The sequence below is a fragment of the Deltaproteobacteria bacterium genome (assembly GCA_018668695.1).
Taxonomy (GTDB): Bacteria; Myxococcota; XYA12-FULL-58-9; order XYA12-FULL-58-9; family JABJBS01; genus JABJBS01.
Genome location: JABJBS010000112.1, coordinates 1 through 12,734, shown reverse-complemented (window position 1 = coordinate 12,734; position 12,734 = coordinate 1). Strand labels below are relative to the sequence as shown.

The window sequence follows — 12,734 nt, the reverse complement described above, 5'->3', positions numbered from 1 at the left end:
CTCGCTCTATATTTTCGACCCTGAAAACAATGCGCTGAACTTCCATGGTGCACTTGATTGCGCGCTGTTTTCGGGCACGCCCGCTTCCATGTCTGTGGCTCGAAATGGCTATGCGTATATTCGCTATGCAGACAATACGGTCTACTCGGTTCACTTAGAGACCATGACCTGCACCGAGACCGCTTACAGCGTAGACTTCGGCGCCTTCGGAATGGGTTACGCGACCGCTCACTCAGATACCTGGGAAGACAGCCTCTACATCGCCAACTCAAATACATTGGCAAAGCTCAACACTGATACCTGGTCACTGGATACTCTAGGTACATTGCCGAGCCAATCGGAACTGACAGGCAACGGTGATGGAGAACTCTGGGCTATCCTGCCACTGGAAACACCGGCGCGGCTTGCCCATATCGACAAAAACAATGCAGAAGTTATCGGCAGTATTTCTTTACCAACTTTTCCAGATCCATACGGCATCGATACTTTCGCGTTCGCAACGTGGGGCGGCGACTTCTACCTATTTGTTCGGTCTTACGGGATGGGAAGTTCAACCGACATTTATCGAGCCCGGGCTGATGGAACATTCACCATGGTGCTTCAAGATACAGGACGCAATATCGTGGGTGCAGGGGTTTCAACCTGTGCTCCAGGCCAAGAATAGCGCATCATAAGGCGATCTGGGCATGCCTTAGGATGACGAGCTGAGAACTCAGGTGCAATCCTGCCCTGGGTTCTCACTCATTGATTGGACAATCCATTGGTCCATTTCAGCCCAACGTTCAAAAAGCCATTGGTCCCGGCCCTCGCTCGGAATGGAAGCAGCTGGGATTCGTCTCAATCGAACTCGAATCGTCCGTCCGACCAAAGCCCCATTCCAAAAACGTCGGAAAGTAGCCGCCCCCTCAAACCCGGAGTGCTCGAGTAAAACCAAGTCTACGCCGGGAGCTGCATCGATAAGCCCAAGAGGTCCGGCCAAGCGCGGCGGTAGAACCATACGGTAACCACTGGCTATTTCAGCCAACTGCTCCTGACCCTTCTCCTTTAATGCATCCACAAAGCGCTTTTGTTTCGCCTCACTGAAGCGAGTACCTTCCGGATATATCAGAACCGCCAAGCGCTCATCTAAATCCTTAGCGAGTTCCAAAATTGCATGAAGCTCTCCTGCCCGCTTAGGCGCATTGCGGTCAATAAAAGCATTCGGCAAACGGCGGCCTACAATGTCTAGGCATGGGTCCCAGAGCAGTTCACGCTTCAGGACGTATTTTAAGAGAAGACGATGCGGGTTGGCCACAAGTGTAGCGGCCAGAACGGTATCCGCTGTGCTTGAATGCCGGACGAACAGCAGCAGTGGCCCTCCCCGAGCAACTTCTAATCCTTCAACCTCGACCTTCATTGAAAAAATAATACGAAAGCCTTTGAATAAATAAGCTGTCCATCCTCGTTGAAGCGCAGCGTTGGCGTTTACGAAACGTTTGGGTCCGCCAATCAGACCACCTAACAACCCGAACCAAATCAGAGTCGCGACCAAAATTCCGCCAACTTCGCACCATAGAAAATGAGTAAAAAAGATTAAGGCGCGGGTTCGTGGAAGAAGTGGGAATTTTCCTCTCGCGCAATCCACCAGAATAGCAATCGGTAACCAAATGGGAGCCGACAAAAGTCCAACCAGCGCTAATCCACAATAGAGAGGAACACTGACAAAACGGCGTGACCAAGTTGCAACCAATGATTCTGTTTGACCTTGGGATGTGATCACTGCTCAACCTGTCCTTCGCGAGTAACATTGAATACAGCCACTTTCGTCCAGCGCTGCACCCTATCTTACATTACCCTCTAAGCCCGGGTCCCATCAAAGATTGGATGGGCGAAAATGCTACTTAATTCTTGATTGGGATAGAACAACTCTCAATGGCCTGATTAGCATCCATAGCATCGCCGCCACTGAAAATGGCTTTGATCCGTAGCCCTTTTCCAACCACGAAAGTGTGGCGACTCGGAACGGTAAAAAACGGGTATTTGACATCGAATAACTTCATCAAAACCGCATCAGGATCTGAAATGAAAGGGTACGCCGCGTTCAAGCTTTTCTTAAAAGCTGCCATGGTCTTGAGGTCATCGCCTGAAATCGCCAGGACCTGCCCCTTATTGGATTGAAGCTTTGCGTATCCAGCCTGGAACGCGGTGAGTTCTTTCCGTCATCCACCGGTAAAGGCTTTTGGAAAGAAGGCGACCACCACGGGCCCTTGCTCAACCATCTTTGACAGAGTCCAAGAGGTGCCGTCTGTATCCTTCACTGTGAAGTCTGGAGCCACTTCGCCTACCGACATCGAGCCCAAAAAAGCCATGGCCACAACCCATCCCATCATCATGCTATAACGTACCTTCGAGTAAATCGTCGCGCATACCTTTGCTAAAAGGCTCTGGTCCAAACCAAATACGAAACACAGCTTCGGCGAATTGATCCTCGCCTGGATTACCCAACTTCACGTCATTCTTGAAGAACGACAAGCCGAGTCCCTTAACAAAGATTAACGTGTAGCAGTCCCCAGGCACAACTGCCTGGTAAAGTTTGTTAAACGCGTCGATTTCTTTTTCCGACGCCTTAACCACTTCAATTGGGTTATTGTCAGTCATGAAGTCAACAGTGACTTTACTAAATTCTTCCGCGCTAAAAGATCGGTCGTAGCATAACCGTAAAGCTCTTGAGCCTGGCTTAACGAAATCTTTAGCCGGCAATGCCTCAGGAAGATAAATACCCGCACTAAGCACATCAAACATCCGCATATAACGGTAGTGTGTCCCACTCTTTAAGGTAAGCGTTGTCCCCTCTAGAACAATTGTCTTCGGAAAAATGTGATCGGCAACTTTGATGGATTCTTTATCTTGGGCCAATAGAGGAGTTCCCAACATCATGAGAGCCACCCACAAAACTATAAAATGCTTCACAAACTTAAACACGCTCATTTCCCTTACCTCAAAGTAAATCCATGAAAACAAAAACACCACTGGCCCTTCATGAAGAGACAGCGGTGCGTGGTTTGTTATTCAGAAAAATCTGTTACCAACGAATCACTTTTGTCACGGTTTCAAAAGTATTGGCAACAACGCTAAATTTGTAGCACTCGCCCTCGACGAGTTCGGCGCCACCTTCTGGCCCACCATGGGTTGGGCTCGCATCTCTAGATGCGGAAGTTGCTGAACCATAAGTCACCGGGCCCGCAAATCCAGCAGGGAATTCCTGGAACTCAAGAACCCAAAAGGACTCCCCGCCTGTGACGGTCTGGCCTGGCCCCGCCGGCATCGTAGCCGATGGTTCTGTGACATAGAGTCCAATGGCGTTAGGACCGTCCCAGCTAATCGTAACATCATCACCGCTGCGGTCGATGTTGATGGCAAAAGAACCCGTGCTCTCTTCTTGGCAGCCACCAGCTGGTGGTGCGGTTGGCTTTCGCTCTAATCTCCAGCGCACGCCAGGTAGGTCAAATGCTGGTCCCGACAGATTCAGCTCCCCACTCACACCGTCGGCTACGCCATCGCCATCCGCATCGTAGAGCCCAGCATTGAGTGCAGACCCGTTGCCGAAGGAAGGACCCGCAGGTACTGGTAGGTCGGTGATTCGTAGATTAGGTCCATCGACAACATATTCAGTTGTATAAAGAAGGTCCATTCCCAAATCGAAAACTGCAGTCCCACCGCCCTCAGTGCCTGTCATCTGAACAGGAACAACCGCGTCTACGGTGATATCACTGAAATTACCATCCTGAAAATTCAGGACGGGAACAGCAACCACCCACTGGTACTCACCTTCAAGCGTCAGCTGCGGAGCTCGAGCTGTTTGAATCTCTAGCTCTATATCCTTAGCCGGCGTCCAACCGTTGGCTGCTTCGAAAGAACTCGGCACTGTTAGCGTATAAATTGTGTCTGGCTCTAAGTTCTCTAATGGAGTCAGCGTAACATGACGATTGTCTGCATCTGAAGAAAGACCAATCAAGCTACCGTCCGGCGCAGCTACTCGGATGGCCGTTAAATTGATAGCGTCGTTGAATACCGGCTGGCTAAACGTCAACCGAATCTTCTGGTCGATTCCCAAAATATTTTGCTCATCGAAGTTTGAATTTAATACAAAGAAATCACGAGCGGTGATCTCTTGAAGATAACGCATCATCGCGTCCATATCTTCTTCAACCAGCGTACGCCCAAAAGTATCCAAGGCTACATCAACACTGTCTCGCAACGTTGCCGCTGAACCATCTTTTAACCAAGAACCGACACGCGTCACATCAACGAGAGAAGGAACATCGCTAAGGCCCGGTGTTAATCCGTCTTCATAAATCTGCTTGTTGGTGGTCAGCTTGCCTTGGTGACAACCACCACAACCTGCTTTGGCTTGGAATACTTCAAAACCGGTCATGGCTTGCTCTGTCATAGAACCATCACGATGGGTCCACCCGTTGGCCGCCGGAGCTGGCATCAACGATGCGAGAAAATCACCCAGTGCAATCGCTTCGTCGGTGTCGAAACGCTTATTGATGGTAGAGCCGCCAACATAGCCAGAAACCTTGATACTACCAACATAGCCATCCCAACCGATACGTCCTGTACCTTCAAGCCAGCGAAAAGGACGCGTCACTTGGTGATTCGGGAATGGACCGGCATTCCAAACGACACCGTCGCTTAGACCATCAACATGACAGTTTGCACATGTTCGGTTCGCACCTTGAGTCTCACCTGGGATAGAGAAAACCTGAGCGCCATAAACAAGCGTGTCCGGACGAGTATCGGGGCTACCGGTGCCGACTGTGATCACATTACCACTGCCAATACGGTGCAATGCATTCGTTACCGCGCCGTGAACGACCGTCAGATTTTCATCACAGGTTACGGACCGAGGTCGACCTGTTGTTGTATATCGACCAACTTCAGCAAGTGTTGTTGGGTCCAAGGCTATCGTAACATCACTGCTTTCAGCAGTAACCCAAACCAAACCATCACAAACCGCCATATTCTGAAGTGTAACTGCGTGACCCGTTGAGGAATCCTGACGAGTTAAGTCTGCGCTTCGTAAACGCTTTGCTTCACCTGCAGTGGGTTCAAGAACAACCACTTCGTGCATAAAGCTGTAGACGTCTTCATCATTTAAGCCGCCTTCAATGTCGTTTGCCGTCCCGACCATCCAAAGCTCACCATCGTTGAAGAATAAGTCGTTGATGGTACTTGATGCTTCAAGAATATAACCCGTAGTCTCAAGAGCATTTGTATCAATGATAGCGATGTCCTTCTCGTCCTCGATATCACGGCTGTCGTATGGGAACTGAATCGTTTGTCCTGAACGGTGAGAAGCCACAAAGAGCTCTGAACCATCTGAGCTGAGCGTAAGTGCCAGCGGATCATAGACTGCGTCTATCTGAGCCACCAACTGGCGGGTCGCAATATCTACAACCGCCACCTGGTCACTGCCTGAGAGAGAAACATAGGCCTTGCTGCCATCGCTGCTTACCACGACACCGGCCGGCGCATCTCCAACCCATACGGCATCGACTTGGCGACCTTCACGGATATCTACAAAACCAATCGTATCGCTTGCTTTATTGGCAACTAAAACCATTTCTTGGTTCGGTACCTGCGCAAGGGATACTGGCCATCCACCCACTTCAATGGTTCCCAGCTGCGCGAGGTCAACTCTACTAAGACGGGAAATCGTTGGGCTGTAAACATTCGCAACCCAAAGCTCGTCACCGACCGTCGCCGTGGAGTGCCATGGGTAATAGTTATAGTTATGAAAGGGCTGACCCACACCGGGTACAACCTCGACTGAATCTTCGATAGACTCACCAGATTCAGGATGAGTCGCTACGAATGAATAGGAGCCTTCCACGTGAGGTGTAAAACGGTAATAACCATCTTTACCTGCAACGAGTTCATTGGCATTTCCTGATGCCGCGTTGGCGATGGTCCACGAGAGTTCGCCGCAAAGCTCGGCGTTCGGGAACGTAGGCAGATAGAATGTTTCACCCACGGGGAATCGTGTACGATTTTGCAATGGCAGAGTTTCAAGCGCACATGGATCCGCCGTGATGCCTTCCACTTCGTCTTCATCATCTGAACAACCAGCGGTCATAGAACCAAGAGCCAAAGCACATAGCAGCGTAATCACTGTCTGTGTTTGAAATCCGTTTTTAAAGAACCTCACAGGGTTGTCTACTTTAGAGAGCCATAACATAAGCATCATCTTATCCTTTTGGTGCCGCTCGATAGATATCGTTCGGCTTGTTCATTCTTTTGGTGTCCTCAGTTTTAGATGCGCTGAAAACTTCACTGAGCCTTCGAGCACTTTCAACTGACACCTGCACGTCCCTACCACTCAGCTCCAAACGCCTTCAGCGTTTGAAATTCAGAGCGGTCACTTTCTCCTCTATGGCATCCCAAGATTTAAGCCTTGTGCCATAGTCGGGTTTAAGCGGCCACGAGCCTAACCCTGTCAAAATCAACCTCGAACCGTTGTCACTGCAAGCTTGCTCAAATTGAGCAGCAAAGCTTCTTAGCTCGGTCGGGCTACCCAACATTGAAGACGCTGTTACGCACACCATCTCAATTTCGGACTCCCTTAAAACTCGAATCACTTCAGCCAGAGGTGCACCGCACCCAAGCCAAACCGGCTGCCAACCGCACTCTCGCAATGCCAGCTCCGCCAGAGAAATCCCCAAATCGGACTCCTCACCTTCGGCGCAAGCCAACAAGCATCTCGGTCCCGTGAGGGCTACCGGAAGTCCATCGGCAACGCGGTTCAAACCGCGTTTTAGCGACTCTCGAATACTGCGCTGATCCAGACCGGTCATCTCACCGGTCATCCAGCGGCGGTCCAATTCACCGACCACTTCAGTCAACTCATCGACCACACCCGCCCAGCTTCCTAGACGGCTTCTTGCTCCCAAGAGCCGGCCGTCAATTTCGTAACGCTGTGCTTGCTCCAAGCACTCAATCCAATCACTGACCCAAGGTGCAACGACGACTGAATCCTCAGCGCTCAACATTTTCTCCAGGACACCCCGCGCATAGCGCCGGTGGCCGCCCGCCGTTCTCGTGAACCGCAATAGACCCTGGTCTGCCCAACGCTTGATAGTGGAGGTTGCAACGCCTGCAATCTTGGCAGCGTCTGCCGTTGTAAGTCTGTCATGGGCCATGGCGACTTTAGGTAGGGCGTTGTGGTCGTTTTTTTCAAGACGAAAACGACCAAAACGACCACTGGCAAGATAAGCCTAATAATTTCAGTATGTTAGAGACCAATAAACAACTTTTCCACTGGGCGTTTTAGAGCGCCCCGAAAGAGAATAGCCTTGCGTCTAGACACGGGGCGTCAAAAAATCAGCAGAAACCCTATTTGAAATGTAAACAAAGGTCTCACAATCGACCTATTGATAATAAACATCCGAACAAGTGCCCGGCCACTGCCTTAAAATGCTTATCGGCGAGCGCAGAAGAAGGCCTAAGTTACTCACCTATATAGAACTAAGAAGAACTCGAACGAGTATGCGACGTTTATCGCCACTAATCAACCCCTGGGTAGATTGATGGTCAGGTAAGATTATGGAGTCATTTACTGCGACGTCGGTGTGGTCACTGGTAAACTTAAGGTTGAACCAGCCAGATGAGCCCGCTCGCACAAGATAGGTTTATCGCCTTAAGGGGCAGAGCTTAAATCAATGGTAAATGGACCAGATGCAGTTTGACCGCCCTGCCCATCTCGAACAACGGTATAGATGTCGATGCTCGTCACATCTGGCCCCAGAGCCAGAGGCGGCTCCCACGGTTCACTCTCCATTGCGCTTGGTGCAAACTCCAATGAATTCGTTACATCGAAACCATCTTTTCGGTCCGCGGCAAATACACCCGCCGTTGCATAGAAAGAGATGATAGCTTCTTCATCAACGACCTCACTGCGGGAGTTGAGATATGTACCCATGCTTTCAGGATCGACGACCACCCGAACTTCAATTTCCGCTTCACGCTGCGCCATCAAGGCGTTTGTTCCAAGCGCAGAAACACCATCAATCAAAACATCGGATACAACCGGTGCCTGGTTGATAACTTCCGGTTTTTCCTTCCAAAGGGGGATGGTCTTTATCTGACGAAAGACGCGGCCCTCATCATCCGTGATTTCGAGGAAAAGAGCGGTGTCAATCTTAGCAATCGTATCGGGATCGATAGAATCCGCTTCTTGAGCTTCTCCCGATTCTGCCTTCTCAGCCAATACTCCGAGGCAGGCAAACAAAGAATCAGAAGGTGTCACGGTTACCGGGTCACTGTAACTTGTAGTCGTGATTTCTACCTCACAAGCAGCATCGATGCATTGATAGCCTGCAACCGCACCAAGATTAATCGGGCAGTAAGTCCATTTATAGCTCGCGACACTGCGCTCTGATGGTACGTGAATAACCGATTGAACCGTTACCGCCTCACCAAGGCCAACTTCTAAAGGAGTTGCTTCCATAGAGAGCACTCTTACTTCTTGTAAGGATGTACGGGGCTGAAAGTCGTCCCCACATGCAACCAGTAGAGATAATGAGACCGTCAAAAAGACACACTGCTTGAATATCGGCATTACCATTCCCCTTTAAGTCCCAAAATAGGAGCGATTGGAAGACCCGTAAGAGGAGCCTCCTCACTGAAATCAAAGTTGTAGCTCCAACCTTCCTGGTTCCCGCGGTTGGTCGCATTTTGAACATCAATGTAAAGCGTTAGCTTCCAAGTGTCGTACACCCACTGCTTGTCCACTCGAACATCCAGCTGCATAAAAGGTGACAATCGGCCACTGTTGGTCGGCCCGTAAACCGGGACGTACACATCGGAATTTGAGTCATAAATGGTGTAGTCAATCGGGGTCCACGGGTTACCAGAAACATAGCGGAACCGTGCACCCAGTGACCAGCCCCACCCGATTTTCCATGAGGCGACCAACGTAAGAATATTCGGTTGGTCGAAGTCAAATAGACGTTCTTCTTCCCCGGGAGCATCTGTTCTAAACGAGCGCTGGAATGTATAGGAAACCCATCCTCTCACGCTCGGTATTGGGGCAAAACGCAAGAGCATCTCTAATCCGAAGATGCGGCCCTTGCCCTCGTTAATATAGGTTGGCTCCGTGTCATCCGTATAACTTGCCGGGTTGTTCACCACGATCCGGTCAATCGCCTTATAGAACCCTGTCATTTCCAAAGTGGTATCCAGCGGCAAGGCCTGCTCAAAACCCAATGTAGTGTGCAAGCTTCTTTCAGGCAGTAGGTCTGGATTACCAAATCCAGGGTCCGACTCGTAAGGATCCGGCGGGCGCTGGTAGAGCCCCACTCCACCACTTATCAGGGTCGTTTCAGAAAGAACCCATCGAGCAAAAAAGCGAGGGTCCAAACTCACATGACCCAGCTCGCTGTAATAGTCCACACGAAGGCTTGGTGAGAGCAGCAGCCCCTCCAGAGGTTCGTATTGGGCCTCAACAAACACGCCCGGCGTAAAGGGCATAAAAGTCTCACTGGCTGAGTAGAGTTCCCGGCTTGATATCGGCGCAGGCTCATCGCCTTCCTGGGGTGCTCGCGGCAAATTCAATTGAATCTCACCATTAACCAGGCGACTGTCCAAACCACTTCTCAATGTTAGCGAATCATTCAGCTCAAAATCCCAAATACTTCTTAGATCCAACGGACAGGTTCGGAGATTAAAATAAAGTTCTGGTCCCAATTCAAAGTTTAGCTTGGTCAGGCCCGACTGCAGAGAAGTCTCCTGATGTATCCAGTCTGCGGGATCACTTTCATATTGAAACTGGATGTTATGAAACATGGTGACAGCATTAAGCGCGCCACGGGATATCGGATCTGAGTTGGGGTCATCAAAAAGAATTTTGACGGTATCCAACGAGCCATAAAACATGCCCCGGAATTTGCCAGCATCGCCAAAGTCTTTGGCGGCAATCATTTGGTAATCGTAGTAGCGAGGCGCTGTGTTGAACGACACAGGAGAATCATCCGGGATGACTGCTGGCAAAATTGCATCAATATAGGAACGGTGAAACGCAAAACCACCGGTCCACCCATCTCCCAGTGGACCTTCGAGTAAGAAGCCTGCATCGTAAAGGTTCACATCAACGTTACCCCGAAACGCTTCGCTATCAAGGTCTCGCACTTTTACCTGAACCACACCGCCCGTTGCGCGGCCAAAGTCAGCGGAGAAGTTTCCAGGTACAAATTCAACAGACTCCAGAAATCCACTGTTGAAGGAACTTCGTATCGCTCCGAAGTGATAAATCAGAGGAATCTCATGACCTTCCAGCAAAACCAAACTGTCGCCGGGGTTTGAACCACGTAAAATAACCTGCCCAGCGCCAGGGCCTGCAGATGGTGAGCGGTTTGAGCCAGGAAGGTTTTCTACCACCTTGATAGCGTCTCCTTGGGTGCCCGCAACCATCATCACTTCTTCTCTGGGAATCACCCGGCGCGTGACTTCACGTTTAAGCCGGCGACCTCGAATGACTTCCTCAAAACGTCCACCTAATTCTTGCAGGTAATAGAGTTCCTCGCGTTCTTCGCCGGCCACTGCTTCGATGAGAACTTCAAGACGCTCATGCTGAGGTGAAATACCCACGATGACAAAAACCGCATTCGGGACATCCGCTCTGAAAAAGCCTTTGTCGTCGGTGGACAACTCAAGAACGACTTTGTCATCAACCTTAATCGCAATGGGTACCTGCTTAAGAGGTTTTCGAGTGCCTCGCTCTAGTATGCGACCAACAAATTTTACCGGCGGCGGCGGCGGTGGCAGGGGCTTGTCAATCACAAGCCGAAATCGAATCCTTACGGGAGTGGCTGCACCGGTATTTAAGAGTGCAGGTTTAAATTGAAAATTGAGCGCTGAGGCAACAGCTGCAGCATCAAACGGCTCCCCTGCGCCTTCCACCACAGTTGCCTCGGTGACCACCCCTTTTTCGTCGACCAGCAAATCTAAAACGACCGGGACTTGCTGCGCCGGGAAAATGGTGTCTTTTGGAAGCGACACGGGTAACTGCTCGAGGAGAACCGGTGGTTTCTCTAATCGAGGTGCCTCGGTCGTCTCTGCTGCCTGTGTCTCTTCATCCGGTTCTTGAGCCAACACAGAAACGGGAGCCAAGCAAATCCCTAAAACCAACCATGCCAACAGATGAAATTTATACACCGTGATACTCCATGCAATCGTAAACTCTGAATTGCGCAACGGGGCCTACATTAAGGGTCTTAGCTGCCTTGTTCAATGCCCATGAAAAAATATCGTGACCTTAGAGGGCTCGCGGAGGACGCGGGAAAAACGAGGAGGTCTGCCTTACGTAATCCTCATAGCCTTCACGCGTTTTCTTCATTCGGTTCTCTAGCATCGGAACCCCAGAAACTCGCATCAGCAAGAAGCTCATGACCAACGGTCCAACGATGGCCGCCAAGCCCAATGGCTCGTCGAGGCACATCAGCCACAAACCCCACCACAAACAAGTATCCCCGAAGTAATTAGGATGTCTCGTATAACGCCAAAGGCCTGTGTTTAGAACCTTACCCTTCATGGCTGGGTTCTGCTTGAACTTCGTCAGTTGCCAATCTCCAACAACCTCGAAATACAGTCCGACGGCGAAAAACACCAAACCAATCCAATCATTGACCATCAATGGATCGCTCGCTCCAGCAGTTCCTGCTACCTGCAGAGGTGCGGAGACCAGAAATGCCAAGCAACCCTGTAGAATGAAGACCTGAAAGTAGCTAACCCACCAATAGCGGTCGACACCGAAATGCCTCCGGAATGCTTGGTAGCGTGGATCTTCCTCTTCCTCACCAATAAAGCGAACCAAGAGGTGAACACTGAGGCGCACACCCCAAAGTCCAACACAGCCTAAAACCAGCATCTTCCCGGGTGTGACTTCCGTTTGATAAATTGAAGATGCCGCGATGATCACAAACAAGAGCGACCAAACGGGGTCAACGATACTTGCGTCCTTAAGCACAACACTCACGATCCACATGGCACTCATCACTGCCAATAGGACCCCTGCTGTGTTCAACATGATTGATGTATCCATGGAATAGCCTCCGGGAATCGTTTAACGGTTTGTCGTTTCAAAGGGGTGCAATTTGTAGCCCACCAGCGAAGCACCAGCCGTCAGAATAATGCCCCAAAGAATATCAATGGGTACCAACAAACCAGGCCAGCCTGCGATGACCGCCCAGTTGGTTAACTCGTAAGTCGTATAGGTTACAAACCCCAGCGAGGCTCCACGAGACATCGCGTCCTTCGCACTTCGCGCCCCCAACACGCCATACCCGAAAACCGTAGTGACGAAGAAGAGGTAAAAAATGACCGCTGCTGGCATGTAGGCATTCGGGCTTAAAAGGTCACCCAATAGTTCGGCATAGATAGGTCGCCCGATGGTTCCCAACCAAATCACGTCGAGCACCGCAAAGCTCAATGCGGTCCCCAACCATGCACGTAATCCAAGCCCGGTGAAAAGATATTTGAGAAGCGGGCGCTAAGTTTGAGTTTCTTCAGTCATGAGACCATTCCTTCAATATTGCTATTCACAAGTACGAATCGCCGGACTCCTTAGCGGAAAACATGGACGTATATCAATGCGAATAAAATTTTAGTTCTTTAATTTCAGTATCATACGCTAATATGTGACGCAGAGAGCCGAAACTCGGGAATAACTGGAATCTTGGTACAAGCCTGCGGTT

General features: G+C 50.3%; 9 protein-coding genes and 1 pseudogene. 1 reads left to right on the top strand and 9 read right to left on the bottom strand.

Annotated elements, in window-relative coordinates:
- The coding region (locus HOK28_06440; GenBank protein ID MBT6432711.1) for a hypothetical protein at window positions 1–664 on the top strand (664 nt) is incomplete at its 5' end.
- Between the two features lie 48 nt (window positions 665–712).
- Here the strand turns inward: HOK28_06440 and HOK28_06435 are convergent.
- The 9 genes and pseudogenes from HOK28_06435 to HOK28_06395 form a co-directional block, all read right to left on the bottom strand.
- Window positions 713–1,759, bottom strand: a complete 1,047-nt coding sequence (locus HOK28_06435) for a hypothetical protein (protein ID MBT6432710.1) — start codon at window positions 1,757–1,759, stop codon at window positions 713–715.
- Window positions 1,760–1,880: 121 nt separating this feature from the next.
- On the bottom strand, window positions 1,881–2,372 hold the full coding sequence (locus tag HOK28_06430) for a redoxin domain-containing protein (GenBank protein MBT6432709.1): 492 nt from the start codon (window positions 2,370–2,372) through the stop codon (window positions 1,881–1,883).
- A 1-nt stretch (window position 2,373) separates the two neighbouring features.
- Window positions 2,374–2,967: a hypothetical protein gene (locus tag HOK28_06425; GenBank protein ID MBT6432708.1), complete on the bottom strand. Its 594-nt coding sequence runs from the start codon at window positions 2,965–2,967 to the stop codon at window positions 2,374–2,376.
- Window positions 2,968–3,061: 94 nt separating this feature from the next.
- Entirely contained in the window at window positions 3,062–6,229 is a 3,168-nt protein-coding gene (locus tag HOK28_06420; protein ID MBT6432707.1) for a hypothetical protein, read from the bottom strand.
- Between the two features lie 151 nt (window positions 6,230–6,380).
- Window positions 6,381–7,184 (bottom strand): MerR family DNA-binding transcriptional regulator, encoded by an 804-nt coding sequence (locus HOK28_06415; GenBank protein ID MBT6432706.1) that lies wholly within the window; start codon window positions 7,182–7,184, stop codon window positions 6,381–6,383.
- A 497-nt stretch (window positions 7,185–7,681) separates the two neighbouring features.
- The gene (locus HOK28_06410; GenBank protein ID MBT6432705.1) at window positions 7,682–8,602 is read right to left on the bottom strand and encodes a hypothetical protein; all 921 of its coding nucleotides are present in this window, start codon (window positions 8,600–8,602) and stop codon (window positions 7,682–7,684) included.
- Entirely contained in the window at window positions 8,602–11,196 is a 2,595-nt protein-coding gene (locus HOK28_06405) for a TonB-dependent receptor (protein MBT6432704.1), read from the bottom strand. Before HOK28_06405 ends, HOK28_06410 begins: the two co-directional genes overlap by 1 nt.
- Before the next feature lie 100 nt (window positions 11,197–11,296).
- Complete coding sequence (locus HOK28_06400) at window positions 11,297–12,082, bottom strand: DUF1295 domain-containing protein (GenBank protein ID MBT6432703.1); 786 nt, start codon at window positions 12,080–12,082, stop codon at window positions 11,297–11,299.
- Window positions 12,083–12,103: 21 nt separating this feature from the next.
- Window positions 12,104–12,490: pseudogene (locus HOK28_06395) on the bottom strand (DUF2177 family protein).
- Between the last annotated feature and the right edge of the window lie 244 nt (window positions 12,491–12,734).

Coding starts and splice junctions, on each gene's coding strand:
- HOK28_06410 (MBT6432705.1), bottom strand. CDS start 8,602: ATGCCGATATTCAAGCAGTGTGTCTTTTTGACGGTCTCATTATCTCTA.
- HOK28_06400 (MBT6432703.1), bottom strand. CDS start 12,082: ATGGATACATCAATCATGTTGAACACAGCAGGGGTCCTATTGGCAGTG.
- HOK28_06415 (MBT6432706.1), bottom strand. CDS start 7,184: ATGGCCCATGACAGACTTACAACGGCAGACGCTGCCAAGATTGCAGGC.
- HOK28_06425 (MBT6432708.1), bottom strand. CDS start 2,967: ATGAGCGTGTTTAAGTTTGTGAAGCATTTTATAGTTTTGTGGGTGGCT.
- HOK28_06420 (MBT6432707.1), bottom strand. CDS start 6,229: ATGCTTATGTTATGGCTCTCTAAAGTAGACAACCCTGTGAGGTTCTTT.